This is a genomic window from Stutzerimonas stutzeri (genome assembly GCF_002909485.1).
Classification (GTDB): domain Bacteria; phylum Pseudomonadota; class Gammaproteobacteria; order Pseudomonadales; family Pseudomonadaceae; genus Stutzerimonas; species Stutzerimonas stutzeri_AH.
Map to the genome: position 1 here is coordinate 64,501 of NZ_PPXG01000004.1, position 23,084 is coordinate 87,584.

19 protein-coding genes are annotated in these 23,084 nt (G+C 61.4%); 12 read left to right on the top strand and 7 right to left on the bottom strand.

Going from position 1 to position 23,084, the window contains the following annotated elements:
* The first annotated feature begins 171 nt into the window (after positions 1–171).
* The 10 genes from CXK91_RS10655 to CXK91_RS10700 all read left to right on the top strand — a co-directional run bounded on the left by CXK91_RS10655 (position 172) and on the right by CXK91_RS10700 (position 10,056).
* Entirely contained in the window at positions 172–789 is a 618-nt protein-coding gene (locus CXK91_RS10655) for an NUDIX domain-containing protein (protein ID WP_103456111.1), read from the top strand.
* Complete coding sequence (locus CXK91_RS10660) at positions 786–1,232, top strand: DUF1249 domain-containing protein (protein WP_103456444.1); 447 nt, start codon at positions 786–788, stop codon at positions 1,230–1,232. Before CXK91_RS10655 ends, CXK91_RS10660 begins: the two co-directional genes overlap by 4 nt.
* Before the next feature lie 149 nt (positions 1,233–1,381).
* Entirely contained in the window at positions 1,382–2,197 is an 816-nt protein-coding gene (gene cpdA, locus CXK91_RS10665; RefSeq protein WP_103456112.1) for a 3',5'-cyclic-AMP phosphodiesterase, read from the top strand.
* A 171-nt stretch (positions 2,198–2,368) separates the two neighbouring features.
* Positions 2,369–2,974, top strand: coding sequence for a YqiA/YcfP family alpha/beta fold hydrolase (locus tag CXK91_RS10670; protein ID WP_103456113.1), 606 nt, complete (start codon positions 2,369–2,371; stop codon positions 2,972–2,974).
* A gap of 166 nt (positions 2,975–3,140) precedes the next feature.
* Positions 3,141–5,027, top strand: coding sequence for a DNA topoisomerase IV subunit B (gene parE, locus CXK91_RS10675; RefSeq protein ID WP_103456114.1), 1,887 nt, complete (start codon positions 3,141–3,143; stop codon positions 5,025–5,027).
* Positions 5,024–6,007, top strand: a complete 984-nt coding sequence (locus CXK91_RS10680; protein WP_103456115.1) for an esterase-like activity of phytase family protein — start codon at positions 5,024–5,026, stop codon at positions 6,005–6,007. The genes parE and CXK91_RS10680 overlap by 4 nt, the downstream gene beginning before the upstream one ends.
* Positions 6,004–6,537 (top strand): retropepsin-like aspartic protease family protein, encoded by a 534-nt coding sequence (locus CXK91_RS10685; RefSeq protein ID WP_103456116.1) that lies wholly within the window; start codon positions 6,004–6,006, stop codon positions 6,535–6,537. Before CXK91_RS10680 ends, CXK91_RS10685 begins: the two co-directional genes overlap by 4 nt.
* Positions 6,534–6,917 (top strand): bleomycin resistance protein, encoded by a 384-nt coding sequence (locus CXK91_RS10690; RefSeq protein ID WP_103456117.1) that lies wholly within the window; start codon positions 6,534–6,536, stop codon positions 6,915–6,917. The genes CXK91_RS10685 and CXK91_RS10690 overlap by 4 nt, the downstream gene beginning before the upstream one ends.
* Positions 6,917–9,169 (top strand): DNA topoisomerase IV subunit A, encoded by a 2,253-nt coding sequence (gene parC, locus CXK91_RS10695; RefSeq protein ID WP_103456118.1) that lies wholly within the window; start codon positions 6,917–6,919, stop codon positions 9,167–9,169. Before CXK91_RS10690 ends, parC begins: the two co-directional genes overlap by 1 nt.
* Before the next feature lie 179 nt (positions 9,170–9,348).
* Positions 9,349–10,056 (top strand): PqiC family protein, encoded by a 708-nt coding sequence (locus CXK91_RS10700; RefSeq protein WP_103456446.1) that lies wholly within the window; start codon positions 9,349–9,351, stop codon positions 10,054–10,056.
* 169 nt (positions 10,057–10,225) lie between these two features.
* Here CXK91_RS10700 and CXK91_RS10705 read toward each other — a convergent pair whose 3' ends face one another.
* On the bottom strand, positions 10,226–11,755 hold the full coding sequence (locus CXK91_RS10705) for an AhpA/YtjB family protein (RefSeq protein WP_103456119.1): 1,530 nt from the start codon (positions 11,753–11,755) through the stop codon (positions 10,226–10,228).
* A gap of 223 nt (positions 11,756–11,978) precedes the next feature.
* On the opposite strand from CXK91_RS10705, the gene serB reads away from it, so the two are divergent.
* A complete protein-coding gene (serB, locus tag CXK91_RS10710; RefSeq protein ID WP_103456120.1) occupies positions 11,979–13,193 on the top strand; it encodes a phosphoserine phosphatase SerB in 1,215 nt (404 codons plus the stop codon).
* Between the two features lie 94 nt (positions 13,194–13,287).
* Here serB and CXK91_RS10715 read toward each other — a convergent pair whose 3' ends face one another.
* From CXK91_RS10715 to CXK91_RS10740, 6 genes are all read right to left on the bottom strand, one after another.
* On the bottom strand, positions 13,288–14,361 hold the full coding sequence (locus CXK91_RS10715; RefSeq protein ID WP_103456121.1) for an NAD(P)-dependent alcohol dehydrogenase: 1,074 nt from the start codon (positions 14,359–14,361) through the stop codon (positions 13,288–13,290).
* Positions 14,362–14,494: 133 nt separating this feature from the next.
* Positions 14,495–16,561, bottom strand: a complete 2,067-nt coding sequence (locus tag CXK91_RS10720; RefSeq protein ID WP_103456122.1) for an EAL domain-containing protein — start codon at positions 16,559–16,561, stop codon at positions 14,495–14,497.
* A 241-nt stretch (positions 16,562–16,802) separates the two neighbouring features.
* Positions 16,803–18,641, bottom strand: coding sequence for a molecular chaperone (locus CXK91_RS10725; RefSeq protein ID WP_103456123.1), 1,839 nt, complete (start codon positions 18,639–18,641; stop codon positions 16,803–16,805).
* 141 nt (positions 18,642–18,782) lie between these two features.
* Entirely contained in the window at positions 18,783–19,676 is an 894-nt protein-coding gene (asd, locus tag CXK91_RS10730; RefSeq protein ID WP_103456124.1) for an archaetidylserine decarboxylase, read from the bottom strand.
* Between the two features lie 11 nt (positions 19,677–19,687).
* Positions 19,688–20,503, bottom strand: a complete 816-nt coding sequence (locus tag CXK91_RS10735; RefSeq protein WP_103456125.1) for a rhodanese-like domain-containing protein — start codon at positions 20,501–20,503, stop codon at positions 19,688–19,690.
* Between the two features lie 47 nt (positions 20,504–20,550).
* Positions 20,551–22,065 carry an HDOD domain-containing protein gene (locus tag CXK91_RS10740; RefSeq protein ID WP_103456126.1) on the bottom strand — a complete coding sequence of 505 codons (1,515 nt, stop codon included), beginning with the start codon at positions 22,063–22,065 and terminating at the stop codon, positions 20,551–20,553.
* A gap of 164 nt (positions 22,066–22,229) precedes the next feature.
* On the opposite strand from CXK91_RS10740, the gene motA reads away from it, so the two are divergent.
* On the top strand, positions 22,230–23,081 hold the full coding sequence (gene motA, locus CXK91_RS10745; protein ID WP_003285182.1) for a flagellar motor stator protein MotA: 852 nt from the start codon (positions 22,230–22,232) through the stop codon (positions 23,079–23,081).
* Positions 23,082–23,084 lie beyond the last annotated feature (3 nt).

The window sequence follows — 23,084 nt, forward strand, 5'->3', positions numbered from 1 at the left end:
TGAAGTTCGTACAGTTCGGCCAACGGAGCTTTCTTCGACTAAGGTGGTCTGCAAAGGGCTGCGCCAGAGGCGATGCCGCGTTAGGATGGCCATGATGCCGCTCACGACGTGACGGTTGCAGTCATTCGCCGCCGCGTCCGGCGCGGATCAAACCGATATGAGTAGTACCCCATGAGCGAGACCTTCAAGCCCGGCCCGGATGATGTCGAGATCCTCCGACGAGAGCAATGCTTCAGCGGTTTCTACCGGCTGGAACGCCTCCACCTGCGCCATCGCCAGTTCAGCGGCAGCATGGGCAGGGAGCTGACTCGCGAGCTGTTCGTACGCCACGATGCCGTTTGCGTGCTGCCTTACGATCCGCAGCGCGATCAGGTGGTGGTGATCGAGCAATTCCGGGTGGGTGCGGTGGGCAAGGTCGAGAATCCCTGGTTGATTGAGCTGGTGGCAGGCCTGATCGACAAAGACGAGTCGCCCGAAGAGGTTGCCCGACGCGAGGCGATCGAAGAAGCGGGTTTGGAGCTGGGCGAGCTTTTGCCGATTACACAGTACTTCCCGTCTCCGGGCGGCAGCGACGAGCGGGTTCATCTTTATGTCGGTCGCTGCGACAGCGAGGGCGCGCAGGGGGTCTTCGGCCTGGCCGAGGAGGGCGAAGACATACGCGTACACGTCTGGTCGCTCCAGGAGGCACTCCGTGCAGTAAATGACGGTCGTATCGACAATGCGGCAAGCATCATTGCGCTGCAGTGGCTGGCTTTGAATCGCGAGCAGGTGCGGGGGGCATGGACATGAGAAAGACGCGCGAGCGATACCGGGTCGACCTGCTCGAACTGCAGTCGGCCTGCGAGGCCAATTATTTTCGCCTGATGCGACTGCTGCCCGGCATGCGCAACGGTTGCGACGAGCGCCGCATCGCCATCAGCCAGGGCGACCAGCTGCTCGGGGTGCTGGTGCTCGAAGTGCTGGAGACCTGCCCCTACACCACGACCTTGCAGGTCAGCCAGGAGAACTGCCTGACCTGGCTGCCGGTGCCCAAGATGGAAGTGCGGGTGTACCACGATGCGCGCATGGCCGAGGTAATTCGCGCTGAAAATGCGCGGCGTTTCCGCGGCATCTATCACTATCCCAATGCGCAAATGCATCAGCCGGACGAGAAGAATCAGCTCAACCTTTTCCTCGGTGAGTGGCTGGGCCACTGCCTGGCCTGCGGGCACGAGCTCGAGCCAGTGGTGTAACCGCTTCATCTACTCTGCAAACAGGCTGGCGCTTGGCCGTCTTTGGTGTGCGCTGCACGGTTCTGTGACCCACGCCCACATCCTGCGGTTTACCCTCCTGATGGGCTCCTACCATAATTCCGTTGCGTTTTAGCTCAAGGAGAAGGGTCTTGCCTGGCGCGTCCCTGACTGCTGTTGAAGATTCGGTAATGCTGGTGCAATTTACCGATAGCCATCTGTTCGCCGAAGCGGACGACAACCTGCTGGGCATGAATACCTGTGACAGCCTCGATCGGGTGGTCGAGCTGGCCATTGACGAGCAGCCGCGTATTGACCTGATTCTGGCCACCGGTGACCTTTCGCAGGACGGTTCGGTTACGTCCTACCAGCGTTTTCGCCGCACTGTAGAGCGTATCCAGGCTCCAGCGCGCTGGTGTCCTGGCAACCACGATGAACTATCGGCGATGCGCGAGGCGGCCCATGGCAGCGCGCTGATGGAGCCGGTTCTGGACATTGGCGGCTGGCGTGTGGTGATGCTCGATACGCTGGTGGCGGGTTCGGTTTTTGGCATGCTGCGCGGTGATCAGCTAGAGCTACTTGATCGTGCGCTGAGCGAAGCGACGGGTCGCCATCATCTGATCTGTCTGCACCACCACCCTGTTTCCATTGGCAGCCGCTGGATGGACACCATCGGGCTGCGTAATTCCGATGCGCTATTCGACGTGCTGGACCGTCACAGCAATGTGCGCGCATTGCTCTGGGGGCATATTCACCAGGAGTTCGATCAATGGCGCAATGGTGTACGCCTGCTTGCATCGCCGTCGACTGGGGTGCAGTTCACCCCGCAGAGCGAAGAGTTTCAGGTCGACAGCGCAGCGCCGGGGTACCGCTGGTTACGCCTGTATCCGGATGGGAGGTTAGAGACCGAAGTTTCTCGAGTCAGCGGCATTGAGTTCGAGATCGATTACAGCGTCAAAGGTTATTGAACGTCGTCGTAATTGGGTAAACGCCCTTATATCCACTGGCCTAGTTGGCCGCCGAACCGGCTATCTTTTTTTCGCCTCTCCGCTGCTTGGCCCGGTGTAACTGCCAGGGCAGGCAGCTTGCAGAAGGCGGCGGGTGCCTTGTAGCCTTGCGCTTTTAAATGAACTGTATTCATGTCCAGTTACCCGCCTGCCATTCTCTATATTCACGGCCTCAACAGCTCACCTCTTTCACAAAAGGCGAGCCAGCTGTCCGGTGCGCTGGAGAAGCTCGGCCTGGCCGAACGGCTGCGGGTGCCCGCATTGCACCATCATCCACGCCAGGCCACCGCTCAGCTCGAAGCCTGTATCGCCGAGCTCGGGCGACCGCTGCTGGTCGGCAGCTCCCTTGGCGGCTACTATGCGACGCACCTCGCCGAGCGCCATGGCCTGAAGGCTTTGCTCATCAATCCGGCAGTGGCGCCGCACCGTCGCTTCGACGGTTATCTCGGGCCACAAACCAACCTGTACAGCGGCGAAGTCTGGGACCTCACCGTGGATCACGTGGCTGCTTTGGCGGAACTGGAAACCGCGCCACCCCAGGATGCCGAGCGCTATCAGGTTTGGCTGCAGACGGGCGACGAAACGCTGGATTATCGTGACGCCGCGCAGTTCTACCGTGGCTGTGCACTGCGCATTCAGGCTGGGGGCGACCATGGCTTCCAAGGGTTTGCTGAGCGTTTGCCGGCGCTCTTGGCGTTTGCCGGCTTGGAGCCGGAGGCGTACCTGGAGCAGCTCTGACAGAATCATGTGCAGGATGTAGCAACGGCGATCTTCGCCATGTGCGGCGCAGTCGTTCTTTTGCCTTCGCTAAAGCTGATCTGCACGCTTCATTCCGGCCGGTGCGCTGGTTTTTTCACGGCTCTTAGGGGTCGATTGTTCAGAACATAAGGACAGTGCCAGACAGATGTCTTATACCGCAGAAGCCATCGAGGTTCTTTCCGGCCTCGACCCGGTGCGCAAGCGCCCGGGTATGTACACCGACACCTCGCGGCCCAACCATCTGGCCCAGGAAGTCATCGACAACAGTGTCGACGAAGCCCTTGCCGGTCATGCTCGCGCGGTCCAGGTGATCCTGCACCAAGACAGCTCGCTAGAAGTGATCGACGACGGCCGCGGTATGCCGGTGGACATCCACCCTGAAGAGGGGGTGCCCGGCGTTGAGCTGATCCTTACCAAACTCCATGCCGGCGGCAAGTTCTCCAACAAGAACTACCAGTTTTCAGGCGGTCTGCACGGCGTCGGTATCTCTGTGGTCAACGCCCTGTCGACGCGGGTCGAAGTGACCGTCAAGCGCGATGGCAGCGAGTACCGCATGAGCTTCGCCGACGGCTTCAAGGCCACCGATCTGGAAGTCATCGGTAGCGTCGGCAAACGAAACACCGGCACGAGCGTGCGTTTCTGGGCTGACCCGAAGTACTTCGACTCTCCCAAATTTTCCATCACCCGCCTCAAGCATGTCCTCAAGGCCAAGGCGGTCCTGTGCCCCGGGCTTAACGTCAGCTTCGAGGACAAGAGCACCGGCGAGAAAGTCGAGTGGCATTACGAGGATGGCCTGCGTTCCTATCTGGTCGACTCGGTCAGCGATTACCTGCGCCTGCCCGATGAGCCCTTCGTCGGCGCGCTGGCGGGTAACACCGAGGCAGTGGATTGGGCGCTGCTGTGGCTGCCTGAGGGCGGCGAGAGCGTCCAGGAAAGCTATGTCAACTTGATTCCCACGGCCCAAGGCGGCACCCACGTGAACGGCCTGCGTCAAGGGCTGCTGGATGCCATGCGTGAGTTCTGCGAGTTCCGCAATCTGCTGCCGCGTGGGCTGAAATTGGCTCCAGAGGATATCTGGGAGCGCATCTCTTTCGTTCTCTCGATGAAGATGCAGGAGCCGCAATTCTCCGGCCAGACCAAGGAGCGCCTGTCTTCTCGCGAGGCCGCTGCTTTCGTTTCCGGCGTGGTCAAGGATGCGTTCAGTCTTTGGCTCAATGGGCATCCCGAACTGGGCATGCAGCTGGCCGAGCTGGCGATCAACAACGCCGGGCGTCGTCTCAAGGCCGGCAAGAAGGTCGAGCGCAAGAAGATCACTCAAGGCCCCGCCCTGCCCGGCAAACTGGCCGACTGCGCGGGGCAGGACCCGATGCGCGCTGAGCTTTTCCTGGTCGAAGGGGATTCGGCCGGTGGTTCGGCCAAGCAGGCGCGGGACAAGGAATTCCAGGCGATCATGCCGCTGCGCGGAAAGATCCTGAACACCTGGGAAGTCGACTGCGGTGAAGTGCTCGCCAGCCAGGAGGTCCACGATATTGCCGTAGCGATTGGCGTCGACCCGGGAGCGGCGGATCTGGGGCAGCTGCGTTACGGCAAGGTCTGCATCCTCGCCGATGCCGACTCCGATGGTCTGCACATCGCCACGCTGCTGTGCGCCTTGTTCGTCCAGCATTTCCGTCCATTGGTCGAAGCCGGACATGTCTATGTTGCCATGCCGCCGCTGTATCGAATCGATCTGGGTAAGGACATCTTTTACGCGCTCGATGAGGCTGAGCGCGACGGCATCCTCGATCGTCTGGTCGCCGAGAAGCGCCGCGGCAAGCCTCAGGTCACTCGATTCAAGGGGCTCGGCGAGATGAACCCGCCGCAATTGCGCGAGACCACCATGGACCCCAACACCCGCCGCTTGGTGCAGCTGACCCTGGACGACTTCGAGGGGACTCGCGAAATCATGGACATGCTGCTCGCAAAGAAGCGCGCTGGCGACCGCAAGAGCTGGCTTGAGTCGAAGGGTAATCTGGCGGAGGTGCTGGTTTGAGCCGCCGTTGGCTGGCACTGCTGTGCCTGGCTTCTGCGCCGCTGTGGGCCAACGAGCCGGCGCCCGAACTCAAATTGCTCGGCGAGTATCCGGTTGAGGGCATGACCGGCGGCAACCTGTCAGGGATGGCCTGGTGTGGCGACGCACTATGGGCTGTATCGGACCGTGAGGACGACGTTCTCTATCGCCTGGATACCAGCGTCTCGCCATGGCAAGCGGAGCCTGAGCGCTTCGAAGCAGGCCCTCCGCCAGACAGCGGACTGCCCTGGGGCATGCGTATGCGGGCCTGGCTCAGTGGCCATGTGCGAGGTGGTCATCTGGACTTCGAGGGGCTCAGCTGCGACAGCATGGGCAATCGCTATGTGGTCAGTGAGGCCCATGCGGCCGTGCTGCGCGTTAGCCCGGCAGGCACCGCGGAATGGCTTCGCCTGCCCGATTCGTTGGTTCGCCAGGCGCGGGCCAGCGGTATGCTCTGGCACTTCAATGCACTGTTCGAAGGCATTGCGGTCGACCCGAAGGCCGAGCGCATGTGGTTGGCCGCCGAGCGAGAGCGCCGTGGATTGCTGGTATTGCACCGCAAACAGAGCAGCTGGCAATGCACCGGCGGCTGCGTATTGATGGCTCAAGGTGGTAACCATCAGCCACCGGAAGCGCTGGGTGAGATGCCGGTACCGCGCAGTTTTTCGGCCATCTCGTTCTTTCGCGACAAGTTGTTCGTACTGGAGCCATCGGCCTACCAGATTTGTCGCCGCAGCCCGGCCACCGGCGCGGTCGAGCGGTGCTGGTCGTTTGCCGCCGAAGCCTTGACCGAGGAGCGCCGTTACGGTGAGCCCTACGGCAACGCTGAGGCGTTGTGGGTCGATGCCGAAGGCGCCTGGATCGGTGTCGACAACAACGGCAAGGCACGTGGCGATGGCGAGAAGCGTCCGATCGTCTGGCGTTTTGCTGCTCCAAATGGCGGCTGGGGCGCGCGGCCGTGAGCCAGACTGCCGGGCGTCGCGCCGGGCGTGTGATGCTGGTGCTGGCTTGGGGGGCAGGGTTATTCCTGGCTACGCGATTCTTCGCGGCTTGGGAGGAGGGTCGGGCCAATCCAAATCGCGAGCCGCTTTCCTACGTGCAGGGCGAGCAGATCGAAGTGCAACTGGCCGGTAATGCCCAAGGGCACTTTGTCGCCAGTGGGCGTATCAATGGCCAGCCGGTGACCTTTCTGCTCGACACCGGCGCCACCGATGTCGCCATTCCGGCCGAACTGGCCGAGCGCCTGGGCTTGCAACGTGGTGCAGCGGTGATGTTGCACACCGCCAACGGCCAGACCACCGGCTACCGCACCGTACTGTCGAGCCTCGAACTGGGTGACATTCGGCTGCGTGATGTGCGCGCTATCGTCGCTCCCGGCTTTCGCGGCGACCAGGTACTGCTCGGTATGAGTGCCCTGAAACAACTTGAGTTCACCCAGCGCGCTGGCACCCTGGTGCTGCGCCAGCAACTACCAGAGAGGCGAGCACAATGAGCGCACTTATACAGGCCACCGTGCCGGTGCTGGCTTCGCTGAACCTCGATGAAAGCCGTGACTTCTACACGAGGTATCTCGGCTTCCATGTACTGCTGCAGGCTTCTGACTACCTGATCGTGGTGCGTGACGGGGCAGAGCTGCATTTTTGGCTCTGTGCGCAGCGGCATATCGCACAAAACACCTCCTGCTATGTACGCACCGGGGACTGTCAGGCGCTGTATCAAGAGTTCAGCCAGCGTGGCTTGGTCCTTGATGCCCCTGTTTCGCGGTCCTGGGGTATGAAAGAGCTTTACGTCATCGACGCCCACGGCAATTTGCTCAAGTTCGGCGAGCAACAAGTCGTGAGTCATCCAACCTTTGCTGAAGAAAACTGCTGATGAGCGAATCCCTCGACCTGAGCCTGGACGGCGTGGAGCGACGCTCCCTCGCCGACTTCACCGAGCAGGCCTACCTCAACTATTCCATGTACGTGATCATGGATCGCGCATTGCCGCATATCGGCGACGGTTTGAAGCCAGTGCAGCGGCGGATCATCTACGCGATGAGCGAACTCGGCCTGAACGCCGATTCCAAGCACAAGAAGTCCGCACGTACCGTAGGTGACGTGCTCGGTAAGTTCCACCCCCATGGCGACAGCGCCTGTTACGAAGCCATGGTGTTGATGGCGCAGCCGTTCAGCTACCGTTACACGCTGGTGGACGGCCAAGGCAACTGGGGCGCCCCAGACGATCCGAAGTCGTTCGCCGCGATGCGTTACACCGAGGCGCGGTTGTCGCGCTATTCGGAGGTGCTGCTCAGCGAGTTGGGTCAGGGCACGGTGAATTGGGTGCCGAACTTCGATGGCACCCTCGATGAGCCGGCGACGCTGCCGGCACGGCTGCCCAACCTTTTGCTCAATGGCACTACCGGTATCGCCGTGGGCATGGCCACCGACGTACCACCGCACAACCTGCGCGAAGTGGCGGCTGCCTGCGTGCGCCTGCTCGACGAGCCGAGCGCTAGCGTCGAGCAACTCTGCGAGCACGTGCTTGGTCCGGATTTTCCGACCGAGGCGGAGATCATCACGCCGCGGGCCGATCTGCTGAAAATCTACGAGACGGGTCGAGGTTCCGTTCGCATGCGGGCCGTCTACCGTGTCGAAGACGGCGACGTCGTGGTCACCGCGCTGCCGCATCAGGTTTCCGGGTCGAAGGTACTTGAGCAGATCGCCGGGCAGATGCAGGCCAAGAAACTGCCGATGGTTGCTGACCTGCGCGATGAGTCCGATCACGAGAACCCCTGCCGCATCGTCATCATTCCCCGCTCCAATCGGGTCGATGTGGATGGACTGATGCAGCACCTGTTCGCCACCACCGATCTGGAGTCCAGCTACCGGGTCAACACCAACGTCATCGGACTTGATGGTCGCCCACAGGTTAAGAACCTGCGCACCCTGCTCAGCGAATGGCTGACCTATCGCATCGGTACGGTACGCCGTCGTCTGCAGTTCCGCCTGGACAAGGTCGAGAGGCGCCTGCACCTGCTGGAAGGCTTGCTGGTGGCCTTCCTCAATCTTGATGAAGTCATCCATATCATCCGTACCGAGGATCAGCCCAAGCCGGTGCTGATGGCACGCTTCGAACTGTCCGAGCTGCAGGCCGACTACATTCTCGATACCCGACTGCGGCAGCTGGCGCGGCTGGAGGAGATGAAGATACGCGGCGAGCAGGATGAGCTGGCCAAGGAGCGTGAGAAGCTGCTGGCACTGCTGGGTAGCGAGACCAAGCTGAAGAAGCTGGTGCGCAAGGAGCTGATCGAGGACGCGGAAACCTATGGCGACGACCGTCGCTCGCCGATCGTCGCGCGGGCCGAGGCGCGGGCGCTGTCGGAAAATGAACTGCTGCCTTCCGAGCCGGTGACCGTGGTGATCTCCGAGAAGGGCTGGGCCCGCTGTGCCAAGGGCCACGATGTGGATGCCGGTGGGCTCTCGTACAAAGCCGGAGACGGCTTCAAGGCCGCCGCGGCCGGGCGCTCGAACCAGTACGCAGTGTTTATCGACTCAACCGGCCGCAGCTATTCGCTCGCGGCGCACTCGCTGCCCTCGGCACGTGGACAGGGCGAGCCGCTCACCGGCCGCCTGACGCCGCCGCCGGGCGCGAGCTTCGAATGCGTAATGCTGCCTGACGACGATGCGCTTTATGTAATCGCCTCGGATGCCGGCTATGGTTTCGTGGTCAAGGGTGAGGATCTGCAAGCCAAGAACAAGGCAGGCAAGGCTCTGCTGTCGTTGCCCAAAGGTGCCAAGGTCGTTGCGCCACGCCCACTGGCCAGTCGTGATGACGATTGGCTGGCTGCTGTAACCACCGAGGGCCGCTTGCTGGTGTTCCCGGTACGCGATCTGCCCCAGTTGGGTAAGGGCAAGGGCAACAAGATCATTGGCATCCCCGGCGAGCGGGTTGCCAGCCGCGAGGAGTACTTGATCGACCTCGCCGTGCTGCCGGCGGGTGCCACATTGGTGCTGCAGGCTGGCAAACGCACGCTGTCGCTCAAGGCCGAGGATCTCGAGCATTACAAGGGTGAGCGTGGTCGGCGTGGCAACAAGTTGCCGCGAGGCTTCCAGCGTGTAGAAGGGCTGCTGGTCGAAGTGTGACATGTGCATTGGCGCTGGAATCGGCGGCCGCTTTCACGGAAGATAGCGGCCTTTCCAGCCTGTGGCGCTTCGCCCGGTGCTTCATTCGCGTCGGCGGATTCGATTGCCCGGCGCGCGATACAGGAGCATTGGTGGCCTAACGGGTCGTGAGCGGCCTGAACTGTGGTGTTATGACGGTAATGAAGAACTTGCTGCGCGTTCCGGGTGTTTTGTTGCTGGTCAGCATTGGTTTGACCGGCTGTATCGGCCTGCAGCCGGCGCCGATGTATCGGCTCGACAGCGGTACTTCCGAAGTGCCCGAGCGGACTGATGGTGCCTCCGTGTTGCTGGCACCTGTCACGCTTGCCGATTATTTACAGCGTGACGCATTGCTTCAGCGTCTGGCTGACGGAAGCCTGGCTGGCAATGCTCAGCAGGCCCGGTGGGCCGGGAGCCTGAAGGCTGATATCGAACAACTGCTGCTAAGGCAGTTGGCTTGGCAGCTGGACACCCAGAGCCTGGTGCTTGGCCCTGCCGATGAAGGTTTCGCGCCGGAAGTTCAGATCGAACTGTCCATCACGCGCCTCGATTCCGGTCCCGAATACCCTGCCGTACTCGAAGCGCAGTGGCGGCTGCGGGACAAAGCGGGTAAGCATCTGGGCAGTCGTCTGGTGCGCCTGCAGGAAGAACATCAGGGCAGCGCAGCTGATCAGGTGCGTGCGCAGAGCCTGTTGTTGCAGCGGCTGAGCGAGATGGTCGCCGGGGCGGTCGAGCCTGCTCTTGTCGCCAAGACACCACCCAAGCCTGCCCCAGCCAAACCACAGGTGAACAGGTCTGCTGAGGCGCCGGCGCCACGCATTCCGGCCGCCGAACCGATCCGGACCGATATGGAAGTGTTCCGCTTCTGAGTCCAACCCCAGCGGCAACTGAAGTATCTGCAGTAGCAAAAAAGCCCGGTCAGGCAAGCGTTCTCCGCTTTCTGACCGGGCTTTTTTGTGTGGCTCGTTGGCGCTGCCGCCTCGGCGGATTATCTGCAGCGCTCACGGGCTGATACTTGCGCTGTGCTCGCGAGCCGCTTCAGTTGGCGCGATTGCGCAATTCGTGCATGCGCGCGAGCTGGCGTTCCAGCAGCGAAGGGTAGGGTTCCAATAGGCGCTCGACACAGCATGCGCCTTCCGGGCTGGCAATCGGGCGGATACGTGCGCGTTGCTGAATCAGCGAATCCTCACTGATGCTGCGCTCGACCAGCAGCAGGTTGCGGCTGTGCAGCGACATGTCCAGAGCCGCCTGCGCCGGCTCGCTGAGCAGCAGGTCGCCCTGACTGAGATCGACCAGGTTTTCGCCGCGAGTCAAGCCGAGCTGCAGCTGCAGAGTGATCCCGCTGTCCGCAACCTCGATCTGCAAGGCGTGACCAAGGGCGCGCATCAGCTCACCGCAGCAGATCGCGTGGGTGAGGTAGTTCTGCTCGTCGTCCTGGCTATGGAACAGCATCAGGCTGCTGCCGTCATTGAGCGTATGCAGCTCCGCCTGGTACAGCGTGGCAGCCTGTTGCAGGCAGTCGCGATAACGCTGCAGCAACTCGGTCAGGCGTGGCCGAGGCAGGCGGCGCAATTGCTCCTGACCCCCGAGCTGGATGGCCAGCACGGCGCTGCGGCTCGGGCGTGGTGCTGCTGCAGGTTGTGGGGCTCTGGCAGCCGTGGGTGGCGTGTCGAAGGTTACTTCGTCGTCCAGCACCTCCAGCTCGTCGTCGGTGCTCGCGGACAGTCGTGGCGAGCGCCGTGGCTCGTCGTCCAATTCCATATCAAAGCGCTCGAACTGCGGCGCATATGGCTGTTCGGCGGAGCTGCGCTCGCCACTCTGGTCGAAATAGTCATCGTCCAGCGCATCGCTCATATCCAGCTCCGGTTCCGGTTTTTCTGGAACCAGGCGTGCCTGCAGTTGGCGTGCGAGGTCGCCAATCTCGTCCTGTCGGCCGGCACCCGGAGCGGGATCGTCTGGGTCACGCAGCCACAGACGCAGCTGCATCAGCGGAGTCGCCAGCTGACGGCCCAAGCGCAAGCTCAGCATTAGTGTCAAAGCCAGCAGAATCAGGCTCAGCAGCCCCATGCTCTGCAGGCTGATGGTCATCGGCTGTTGGAACTGCCGCATGTCCAGGCTGACGCGCAGGTGCCCGGCAATCACTTCCTGAAAGCTGACGGGCGTCGAGTAAAGACCATTGTCGTCGCCGAGCAGACCCTGCTGAGGGCGCGTACCTGATTCGGCGAGCACGCGGTTGTCCACGCTATAGATTGCCGCGTGGGCAACCAGCGGATTCTTCACCAGATTACTCAACAGCACGTTAAGGCTGAGGATATCGTTGGCGACCAACAGGTCGGTGGCCGAGGCAGCAGTCTGGGTGACCAGGCTCTGACCGAGGGCGTCGGCCTGCTGCTCCATGGCATGCTTGAACTGCATGCCAATCACCCACGCATAGATGACCAGCGCCAGCGCCACTAGCAGCAGCGTATGGCTGGCAATACGCAGCACAAGCGGCACACGATGCTGGCGCACTGCGCGATAGACCATCAGGAAGAAGTTGTCTGGCTTTACGGATGCGGGCCGGTTCACAGAGCGCGGCTCTTCTCGTCGGGAATTTGCCGAGCAGTATACGGAAAGCGCGACAGGCGCTGTAGGTCTGCGACGGTAAGCTGACGAATTGCGTAGAAACCACTGATCTGCGGCTCGGCATTTTCTTCCGGATAACCAAGTGCAAGAGGCGTGGGCGCTGTCCAGCGGTCAGACCAGCTGATGTAGAATGCCAGCTTTCATTGCTTGCCATGGGAGCTGCGCCTTGCGCGAAATCGTCCTGATCAATATCACCGGTGAGGACCGCCCGGGCCTCACCGCAGCCATCACCGGCGTGCTCGCCCAGGGTGGCGTGACCATTCTCGACATCGGTCAGGCAGTGATCCATGACACCCTGTCGTTCGGCATCCTGATCGAGATTCCGGATAACGAGCGCGCGTCGTCTGTGCTCAAGGACGTGCTGTTCATGGGCTACAAGCATGATCAGCAGGTGCGCTTCACCCCGGTGGCCGAGGCCGACTACCAGCATTGGGTGGCCGGGCAGGGCAAGCCCCGGCACATCGTTACGCTGCTGACTCGCAAGGTCACTGCCGAGCAGCTGCAAAGAGTCAGCTCGATCACTGCCAAGTACGGGCTCAACATCGATCATATCGATCGCCTGTCCGGGCGCATGCCGCTGGACATGCCGGAGGAGCTGGGCAAGGGCTGCGTCGAATTCTCGGTACGTGGCGAGCCGGCCGATACCGCGGCGCTACGCGCGGAGTTCCTCAGCGTGGCGCAGGAGCTCAATGTCGATATCGCTTTCCAGCGTGACTCGGTCTACCGGCGTAACCGCCGTTTGGCTGTGTTCGACATGGATTCGACCTTGATCGAGGCCGAGGTGATCGACGAACTGGCCAAGGCGGCTGGTGTAGGTGAACAGGTCTCCGAGATCACCGAGCGCGCGATGCGTGGCGAGCTGGATTTTCGCGCCAGCTTCAAGGAGCGCCTGGCGCTGCTTGAGGGCTTGTCGGAAGACGTGCTCGTCGATATTGGCGCCAGCTTGCGCCTGACGGAGGGCGCTGAGGTGCTATTCGCTGAACTCAAGCGGTTAGGTTACAAGACCGCAATTCTCTCAGGTGGCTTCAGCTACTTCGCCAAGCAGTTGCAGGCCAAGCTGGGCATCGACTACGTGTTCGCCAACGAACTTCAGATCGAGAACGGCAAGGTCACCGGTGTGGCGGTCGAGCCGATCGTCGATGCACAGCGCAAGGCTGATCTGCTGCGCCAGTTGGCGGAGCAGGAAGGGCTCTGTCTGGAGCAAACCATTGCGGTTGGTGACGGCGCCAACGACTTGCCAATGCTCGGCTTGGCGGGCTTGGGCGTCGCTTTTCGCGCTAAGCCACTGGTCAAGCAGTCGGCCAAGCAGGCGATTTCCACCCTTGGGCTGGACGGCATCCTCTACCTGCTCGGCTTTCGCGATCGCGAGGGCACGGAGTAATAGGTGCTGCGAGCTTCAAGAAAAAGCAAAGCCCTGGGTCGGTTCCGGCCCAGGGCTTTTACTTGCCGCCTGAAGCTTCAGGCTTGCAGCTGTTTCAGGGTTTGATTGCCACCTTCAGTACACCATCGCGCTGATTGGCAAACAGATCGTACGCTTCGCTGATGTCGTCCAGCGCATATTGATGGGTGACCAGCGGGCCAAGATCGACACGTCCGGAGGCCACTACGCTGAGCAACCGGCGCATGCGCTCCTTGCCGCCAGGGCAGAGCGAGGTGACGATCTTGTTGTCGCCCAGACCGGCGTGGAAGGCGCCGAGCGGAATGGTCAGGTCGCTGGAGTAGACGCCGAGGCTGGACAAGGTTCCGCCTGGCTTGAGTACCCGCAATGCGCTTTCGAAAGTGGACTGCAGCCCAAGCGCCTCGATCGAAACATCGACGCCACGTCCCCCGGTTAGTTTCAGCACTTCCTCTACCACGTCGACGTTTCTGAAGTTCAGTGTCACGTCTGCGCCCATCTTCCTGGCGATGTCCAGGCGCGCGTCGACGCCGTCGACCGCGATAATGGTGCCGGCGCCACGTAGTTTGGCCCCTGCAGTGGCGCAAAGGCCAATGGGCCCCTGAGCGAAGATGACCACGATGTCGCCGATCTTGATGTTGGCTGCCTCGGCACCGGCAAAACCGGTGGACATGATGTCGGGGCACATCAGCACCTGTTCATCGGTCAGGCCATCCGGCACCGGTGCCAGGTTGGCCTGGGCATCGGGCACCAGGACATACTCGGCCTGAGTGCCGTCAATGGTATTGCCGAAACGCCAGCCGCCCATGGGCTTGTAGCCATGGCAGGAGCAACCACCGTCCTGTGATGACAGGCCGTCCTGGCAGGCGTAGGAGGTGAAGCTCGGGCAGATCGCGCCGGCGATTACGCGTTGGCCTTCCTGATAGCCCCTCACGTTGCTGCCCAGCTTCTCGATAATGCCCACCGGCTCATGGCCTATGGTCAGGCCAGCGTTGACCGGGTACTCGCCTTTGAGAATGTGTACGTCTGTGCCGCAAATAGTCGTCGTAGTGATGCGCAACAAGGCGTCGTTGGGCCCAACTTCGGGGATGGGTTTGTCCTGCAGTTCGATGCGGCCCGGCTCGACGAATACGGCAGCTTTCATCATGACCATGGTGGGACTCCTCTTGGACTGGAAGGCGTCCGGTCACTCTAGCCCAGCGCAGGGGTTGGCCAGTGATCGTGATCAATAGCAGGCAAATGCGAGCAGATGAATCGGCCGGCAGATTGCGCCGGCCCGAATCGACCTACTCCTCGTCGGAGGAGAAGTTGTAGTCCATGGATTGACTGGGGCCTTGCAGGTAATGGCCCTGAATGTAGCTGACGCCCGCCTGCCACAACGTCGCGAGCACTGTGGCGCTTTCCACGAAGGGCACGATGCTCTGTTTCCGTTGTTCGTGCAGATCGCAGAGCAGGGTCTTGAGCGCTTCCTGATTCTCCTGCCGAGTTAGGTCCTGGGTGTAAGAGCCGTCGACCTTGATGAACTCGGCATCCAGATGCTTGAGCGTGTTGAACGGGTTGAGCACGCAACCGAACTGGGCCAGGGCGATGCGGCATCCGAGACTGCTCAGCCCTTGCGCCAGTGCCTTTGCCTGTTTCAGATAAGCCACGGCGTCGGCTTCACCGAACTCGAACGCCAATGAGTCGCCAGGCAGCCGGGAGGCCTTCAGCACGACCCCGATCCATGGCAGCAGGCTGGGGTCCTGAATGCTGGCGGCGGACAGATGCAGGAAGAGGCGCGTGCTATGCCCTTTGGAGCGGTGGTCTGCCAGCAGCTTGATCGAATTGAGGATCACCCAGCGGTCGATCTTGGTCGCCAGGCCGACGTCGCTGGCCGTGCTGAGGAATTCGCTTGGCGGAACTTCCACGCCCTGCGGATCAAGTAGCCGCAGCAGGACTTCGTAATGCTCGAAATTGTCGCCACGCAGGCTGATGATCGGCTGAAATAGCAGGCGGAAGCTGTTGTTCTCCAGAGCTTGCTTGAGCATGGCGACGATATCGCCGCGGTTGGCCGCAGCGGCCAGTTCATCGGCCGGATTGAATATCTTTAGCGCGTTGCCGTCGCTCAACTCGTCGGCGCAGCGGTGGGCGCGCTCGATCGCGTCCTGAGCCTTGGCGGTCTTTTCGTCCAGGCCCGCTACGCCGATGCTGAGGGTAGTCTGCACCGTTCGCCCGCCGACATCGAGCAGAAGGCCTTCGACTCTGCTCAGCAGCTTGCGCAGTTCCGGTTCGGCCTGTTGCGGTGTTATTCCAGGCTGCAACACGGTGAAGACGTCATCGGCAAAGCGAGCGAGCTGTGTTTCATTAGCGAAGTGGCCGCGGAGCAGGGTGGCCAGCTGACCCAGCATCTGATCAGAGTCAGTCAGGCCGATGTCGGCTTGCAGTGCAGCGAATCGATCAACACGGACGTACGCAAGGCTGGCACTTTGCCCGGCATTGACCGCGCGTTCGACTGCGGCGTCCATCACCTCGAGGAAGCTGTTGCGATTGAGCAGTCCGGTCACCGGGTCCTGGCTGCTGATCTCGCGCAGCTTCTGCAATTCGGCGCTATCGTTCTCGGCGCGTATTACGACCTGGATACAGGGCTCGCCGTCATAGGCTGCCGGCGAAAAGTTCATGCGGGTCTTGAGCGTTTCGCCATCGGCGCGAACGCCGCCGCAGGCCAGCTCGGCAGTGCCTTCCAGGGTGTGATAGTTCTTCAGGAAGGTCTTGAAACGGCTCTGATCGCTGCCGCTGATCAGGTCGATCATCGGCATACCTTCCAGATCTTCCGCGTCGGCGTAACCGAATAGTTCGCGATAGGCGCGGTTGACGTAGATGTGCATGCCGTCGTGCACATAAGCAATTGCGTCCACAGAACTGTCGAGCAGCAGCTGGCAGCGTTTTTCCGCCTCGCGCAGGGCCACTTCCGCCGAGCGGCGCGCACGGCGCTCTTCAAGATTGACCAGTTCGCGATTGGCGACCAGTAGCAGCCACTCATCCTCTCCCTGCGGCAAGGCATCCTGGGCGCCGAGCATCAGCGCTTCGGTGATCGCTTCGGCGTCGTTGTCTGCGGTGAGCTGGATGATCGGGATGTCCTTGGCCTGCCGGCGAATAGCGCTGATCGCTTCGCTAGGGTCGAGGTTTTCGCTTTGCGGGGAGCTGATCAACAGATCCCAAGTGTGCTTCAGGGCTTCTGCCAGATCGTCGCTGGACGTGAGTCGATGGACACGGGTTGCCTGGCCGGCATTGCGGAAGAGGCTGACCAGACGTTCGGCTTCATTCTGCGAGTCTTCAAGGATCAGCAGGCGGATGGTTTTCTTTTGCAGGGCCATGTTCAGGGTCTGTCGCCAATTCGTCGCGCGGCGCGTTGCAGTGCAACCCGAAGGGCTGAAGCCGTGTTTGCGCGGTGCTGCGTTATTCGTCGTTCATCTGCGATGACCAAACTTCTCTCCTCATGCCGTGCTCCGCACAAAAACGGACTCCGGCGTGGCCGTGAACGAAATGGCAATGAACCCTACCATTTGAGAGTGCGTCGAGGCGGCGCGGGCAGGCAAGAATGCGAGATCCGGCAATCTACAGCGACTTCCAAAGTGAGTCAAAATCTTCATCCCCGCCTGCTGTGTGGGTTTTCCAGCCTGTGACCGGTGTCTCTCGCTCCGGCGCGAGCTGACCGATCAAGCGATAGTCGAACTGATTGTAGTTGCCGGTATTGCCTTGCCGCCGGTTGAGGACGGCGCGCTGTTCTTCTCCGTTGCGATTGATCTGCACCTTGTGCCCTTCCTGGAACGGCAGGCGCGGTGCTATCAGCGTCGCCGGTTGCGAAATGGCGCTGATCTCCGGCAGCAACAGGGCGCGAAGGTACTCGCTGCCCTGATCGACTTTGCGAAGCAGACGCAGGCCGCATGGCTGGGCCTGCGGCGCGATCAGCTCGACACCCATCTGCGTGTTACCGCCTCGCACCTGACGGACCCATCGCACCAACGCGATGCTCCAGGTTTGCGCATTACCTTCGCGTAGTCCGAGCAGCTCGCCCGCCTGCAATTGGCTCGGCACTTCGCCGTTCCATGCCAGGCAATAGCCGCCGGGGCTGTGGTCAATTAGCTGGACCTGATAGACCGGATGATTTTCTGCTGTGGCGTTGTTCTTGGTGCTGCTGCCAGGGGCAGCAGCTTTTGCACCAGGCGCCATACGCGAGGTTTCGGGTCTGATGAATTCGATGTGGTCGTGGTTGGGTAACAGCTCGACCGTGCTGCTCTGTGCATCGAATGCATTGGCCCAGACGTCTGCAGCGCCGTTGTGCAGTTTGTAGACGGCCCGGTTCGAGGTGCGGGGTAGCTCCAGCACTTCATTGAAAGGACGCTGCCCGGCGAGCTGATAATGAAGTGCGGTCATGCCGATGCAGAGGCTGAGCGTGCCTTGTGCGGGTATGCGCTGGAAGGTGCGTTCGGATATGGCGCCCCAGGCAGAACTCAGATGTCGCAACAGATCGTCGTCAAGTCCTGCTGCTGCAGGGAGGCGTGTCAGTCGACGATTGTCTGGAGCCAGGCGCAGGTGCTCCTCGATGGCATCTACCAGCGTCCGGGTGTCGATGCCCAACAGGTTTTGCTGATCCTTGTCGGTAAACAGCGATCTGTAGCGTGGCGGCCCGTCAACCACCGGGGAGAGCAGGAATAGGCCGCTGGCTGCGCTGGCAGCCTGGACATGAACCATAGCGCCCCAGGCCTCCAGCGCTGCGGCCAATTTGACGATGCTCTGCTGGCGCAGCTGGTTGCAGCGGGCGCAACCGAGTAGCAGCGACGCCACATAGCTCTGCTCCGCACTGAGGCCCTGACCATGTCGCGCCAGCGGGTCGCGGATCAGCAAGCGTTCGGTGCCTTGCTCGACTGCCAGCTGATAGAGCTGATGCAGTTCGAGCCACAGACCAGGCGCTGCTGGGCCATAAAGCTGCGTAGAGCGTATCAGCAAGGCACCCAGGCTATGGATGGCGCGCTGCAGTGCGACGGACAGCAGCTGATGGCGGTCTCGGTCAGGCTGAGATACCGCGCGGACCACGATCAGCTTATAGCCGACCGCGAGGTGATTCTGTAGCGCCTGGCAGAGTCCGGCGACCTTGCGCGGTCGCTCGCTGAGAACGATGGGTTGATTAACGTAGTGCTTTTCCAGCTGCGTGCAGACGAAATGCACGTCCGGTCGAAGCAGCTCCAGCATTTGCAGCCGGGTCTCCGAGGCGATGCGCAACTGGTTGAGTTCGATCAGTGCCTGATAGAGTTGGCGCGCGGTTTCACCGATGTTGGCTTTCGGCAGGCCGGCGAGCCAGCCGGTGACACCGCGAACACTCGCGTCGCAGAAGGACAGGGTCTGCTGGGTCGGTGCGGGTGCGCGCAGCAGCAGATGGTGGCTCTGTCTATCCAAAACGGGCAGGCTCCACGGCGGTCAGGGCATGGGTAATGTGAACTCTATCAATATCTGCCGCGACGGGCAGGACTGAATGATGGCTTATTGATGTTAGCCGACATTCGGCAGTCGTTGGCTACCGAATGTCGTATCGCCCGATCAGAGCTGCTCGGCTGGTTCAACGATCGGCGGACTAAGAACCGCCTGCCCCAGCGCTTCACCCATGCAGACGGGGCTCAGAGCGCCCAGTTGCTCGGCCCAGCGCACCTTATCCGGTCCGAATAGCAGAACCACGGTCGAACCCAATTTGAAACGACCCATTTCCGCACCTTTCTCCAAATGGATAGGCGCACGCGCTGCTTCGTCGTAGCGGAACGTCTTGAGGCTGCGCTTGGGCGGCGTCACCAGCCCCGCCCAGACGGTTTCGATGCTGGCAACGATCATTGCGCCGACCAGCACCATGGCCATGGGGCCGTGCTCTGTGTCGAACAGGCAGACTACGCGCTCATTGCGAGCGAAGAGCTCCGGCACGCCCCGAGCTGTCACGGTATTGACCGAGAAGATCCGCCCTGGGACGTAGACCATTTCACGCAGCGTGCCGCTGACCGGCATATGTACGCGGTGGTAGTCCTTGGGGGAGAGATAGACGGTGGCGAAGGCGCCGCCCATGAACGGTGCGGCACGTTGATGATCACCGCCAAGCAATTCCATGGCGCTGAAACTGTGGCCCTTGGCCTGGAAGATGCGGCCCTGCTCGATCCTGCCAAGTTGGCTGATGGCGCCGTCGCAAGGGTTGAGAATCGCGCCTGGGGTGGGGTCAAACGGACGGGCGCCATCCTTTAGAGCGCGGGTGAAAAAGGCATTGAAGTGCTCATAGGCTGTCGGCTCCTCGGTCAGCGCTTCACGCATGTCGACCTGAAAGTGACGGACGAACCACTTGATGAATGTGTTTTTCACCCAGGGCAGGCGGTATTCGGCCAGACAGCCTGCCAGACGCGAGATGAGGTGGTGGGGCAGCACATACTGGCTGATAACGAACAGACGATCTTTCATGTTGGACCTTTTCATTGCTGCACCGGGGTATCAGGCAAGTTGCCCCACTCGGCCCATGAGCCGGCATAGGCTTTGACGCGGGGATAGCCCAGGGACTTGGCCAAAAGGTAGGTGAGGCCCGAGCGGTGGTGAGTTTGGCAGTGGGTGATGATTTCTTTTTCCGGCACGATGCCTAGTTTCCTGAGTTGCTCGGCGATGTCGGTACGTATGCGCAGTGCACGGGCGGCATCCATGGCTGCGGTCCATTCAAAGTTGACTGCCCCTGGAATGTGACCGCCGCGTGCAGCAAACAGCTTTTCGCCGCGGTATTCGGCAGGAGAGCGTGCATCCCAGATCACCAGGTCGTCGGCGCCGAGGCGGCTTTCGATGTAAGCGTGAGTCGCTGTGGGCGTATCGTCCAACGACAGGCGGAGCGCCGCTGTGCCTGCCTCGGGTATTTGCTGGGTCACCGGATGGCCCTCGCTCAGCCAGGCGCGCAGCCCTCCGTCGAGATAGTGATAACGGTGATGGCCGATCACGTCGAGCAGCCAGATGAAGCGTCCGGCCCAGCCACCTCCCTCGTCGTCGTATACCACGTAGACCGCATCGGGACGATGGCCCAGAGCGCCGAACAGGTGTTCGATCTGGCTCAGGCCAGGCAGCAGTCCAGGCGCAGGTGGTTGGCCGAGTTGGGTCTGTTTCGGATCAACGAAGCGAGCGCCGGGAAGGTGGCCTTCGGCATAACGGGCTGCATTGGTCAGGTCGACCAAAATCAGCTCCGGCGCGGCCAGGCGCGCGGCCAGGTCGACCGGCTCGATCACCAGTGGCAGGTTGGAAAAGGCAGACACGGCAACCCTCGACTAGTCGTAGAAGGGGCGAAGTCTAGCGAAAAAGCTCAGACCCCGCGCCTGCTGAAGACACTCAATGCGCGCTCAATGCACTGCGTTGTTTTAGCGAATGTTTGCAGCGCTGCATCGGAAATGGGGGCGCCGTTCTGGTCGGCCACCACCAGCATCAGCACGCGACCTTCCACGCCCAATGATCGCAACAGTAGATGTTCGCCGGCGAAAAGGGCTTTCAGAGCACCTGGCAGCAATGCTGAAAACTGCGCCATGTTGGCTGGTTGCAAACGCAGTTGCGCGGGCTTTTCCAGCAGCCTTCGAACAATCTGGCTCTGTTCCACTGGCAGGCTCAGGCGTGCAGCGTCGCTTGGCAAACCGTCGCATTGCTGGGCAACCAGGCGGTTTTGTTTGCGATCGAGCAGCATCACCATTGAGCGCTGCATTCCTGCGCTCGATAAGGCCTGGCTGGCAGAGGCGGTCAGTTGCAGAATATTGCTGAACGGCGTCGGCTCGGTTAGCAAACGGCGGCATTGCGTGCGCCATTCGGCCAGATCGGCTTCGTTCGGCTCGGCCGCGTCGCGCAGACGCTGGAAGCTTGTGTCGAATGGCCAAAGCAGTCCCTGGGCGGGGTGCCAGAGATCGGTTGGACCGATCTCGCGAGCGCTGATAACCGCCTGCTGGTGAACCATCTGCTGTAGTTCGCCCAGAGTTACCTGCAGGTACAGTCCGGCCAGACGTTGCCAGCGCAGGCTGTGGACGCCGCTCCAGCTATGGTGCGAGGACAGCGCCAAGCCGTTGGCCAGGACGATGGTGTTGCTTGGCAGTGTTAGCCATCGGCGCAATTCGGGGTCGGCGTCGAGCATCTGCTGCTGGTGCAGCGGGTGCTCGTTGTCACGGGCGATATGCAGAGCCTTGATCAGCATGCGCCGATCACCGTTGAGCAGGCGGTAGCCCTGAATGATCCAGTCCGGTAGGCGCCAGTGCTCGGCCAGCTTCAGGCACAGCTCCAGCAGCGGAACACCGAGCAGTTCCCTCTCGATCCGACTGGCTGGCTCGCCTTTTACCAGGACTCGCTGTTCCCAGGTTTCAAGCAGGTGCGGATAGGCGCCTACCAGCGCCCAAGCGGGTGACAGGAACAGCAGGCTGCCCCAGTGGATGTCCTGCCAAAGGCGGGCGAGGCGGGCGGCAAATAGTCCGCTGGCCTGCTGGCTGGCGTGACGACTGATGAGCACCAGCTGGCGCAGCGGCAACGGGATATCGCGTGCTTCCATGGAGGGAATGCGAGCCAGTAACGCCTCGGCTCGCTGCAGGCCAATGCGGCTGAGTGCAACCTCCAGGCTTTCGGCAGGTTGGCCATCACCGATGCCGCGGTTGGCTTCCTGTATGAAGCGCAGTGCCAGGACAGGGCTGGTCTGGATTAGCTCTGCGATTTGCCGCATCGAGTTGCTGCTGTCACGCAGTGCCAGGCGCACCTTGCCATGAACGGCGGCAAAGGCGGGCAGGGGAGCGTCGTCGAGTGCCTTGATCCAGGCGGGTATCGTGCGTGGCAGCAGAGGTGTCGTGGTCATGGCCGAACTAGCTTTTCATCGGGATGGCCTTTAGTCTGGCGCAAAAGTTCCGATAACCAGAACAATTCTTCAAACATTCCTTTCGCAAGGTTGTCTGGCGGCGATTCAGGGCATTTGTTTCCCGTATGCCGGACGGCTCGTAACCAGGTTCAGACGTACCTCCTATGGTCAAACTCATCGGCATCATCGTCGTGTTCGCCAGCGTGCTGGGCGGCTTCGTGCTGTCTGGCGGCAAGGTCGGCGCACTCCTTCATCCGTTCGAAGTGATGATCATCGGAGGCGCTGCGCTAGGTGGCTTTCTCCAGGCCAACCCCGGTAGCACCACGATGGTGGTGTTCAAGAAGTCGCTGAAGATGTTCAGCACACGCTTTACCCACGCCTACTACCTTGAAGTGCTCAGCGTGCTCTATGCAGTTCTCAACAAGAGCCGTCGCGAGGGCATGATGGCCATCGAGGCTGACCTCGAAGATCCGGCCGCCAGCCCGTTGTTCAGCAAATACCCCGGCTTTCTGCAGGATGAGCGGATGACCGCCTTTACCTGCGATTACCTGCGCATCATGTCGTCGGGCAACATGGCCCCCCATGAGCTTGAAGGCCTGTTTGACATGGAAATGACAGGACTGAAAGAAGAGCTCGACCATCCGGCTCATGCTGTGGCTCGCGTGGCTGACGGGCTGCCGGCGATGGGTATCGTTGCAGCGGTGCTCGGCATCGTGATCACCATGTCGATTCTAGCCTCCGCTACCAACGCCGAGATTGGGGAGAAGGTTGCCACGGCGCTGGTGGGTACCTTTCTCGGTATTCTTGCCTCTTATGGCTTTTTCGGCCCGCTGGCATCGGCCTTGGAGCACGATGCCAAAGAAGAGCTGAATGTCTATGAGGCAATCAAGGCAACTCTAGTGGCGTCGGCCTCGGGCATGCCGCCGACCTTGGCCGTTGAGTTTGGCCGTAAGGTCCTGTACCCGGCGCACCGGCCAAGCTTTGCCGAGCTCGAACAAGCGATGCGCGGCGCCTAAAGG

What these genes read in the sequence shown, in the direction of transcription:
- CXK91_RS10655 (WP_103456111.1), top strand. Translation starts at nt 172, where the DNA reads ATGAGCGAGACCTTCAAGCCCGGCCCGGATGATGTCGAGATCCTCCGA.
- CXK91_RS10660 (WP_103456444.1), top strand. Translation starts at nt 786, where the DNA reads ATGAGAAAGACGCGCGAGCGATACCGGGTCGACCTGCTCGAACTGCAG.
- CXK91_RS10670 (WP_103456113.1), top strand. Translation starts at nt 2,369, where the DNA reads ATGTCCAGTTACCCGCCTGCCATTCTCTATATTCACGGCCTCAACAGC.
- parE (WP_103456114.1), top strand. Translation starts at nt 3,141, where the DNA reads ATGTCTTATACCGCAGAAGCCATCGAGGTTCTTTCCGGCCTCGACCCG.
- CXK91_RS10690 (WP_103456117.1), top strand. Translation starts at nt 6,534, where the DNA reads ATGAGCGCACTTATACAGGCCACCGTGCCGGTGCTGGCTTCGCTGAAC.
- parC (WP_103456118.1), top strand. Translation starts at nt 6,917, where the DNA reads ATGAGCGAATCCCTCGACCTGAGCCTGGACGGCGTGGAGCGACGCTCC.
- CXK91_RS10700 (WP_103456446.1), top strand. Translation starts at nt 9,349, where the DNA reads ATGAAGAACTTGCTGCGCGTTCCGGGTGTTTTGTTGCTGGTCAGCATT.
- CXK91_RS10715 (WP_103456121.1), bottom strand. Translation starts at nt 14,361, where the DNA reads ATGGTCATGATGAAAGCTGCCGTATTCGTCGAGCCGGGCCGCATCGAA.
- CXK91_RS10720 (WP_103456122.1), bottom strand. Translation starts at nt 16,561, where the DNA reads ATGGCCCTGCAAAAGAAAACCATCCGCCTGCTGATCCTTGAAGACTCG.
- asd (WP_103456124.1), bottom strand. Translation starts at nt 19,676, where the DNA reads ATGAAAGATCGTCTGTTCGTTATCAGCCAGTATGTGCTGCCCCACCAC.
- CXK91_RS10740 (WP_103456126.1), bottom strand. Translation starts at nt 22,065, where the DNA reads ATGACCACGACACCTCTGCTGCCACGCACGATACCCGCCTGGATCAAG.
- motA (WP_003285182.1), top strand. Translation starts at nt 22,230, where the DNA reads ATGGTCAAACTCATCGGCATCATCGTCGTGTTCGCCAGCGTGCTGGGC.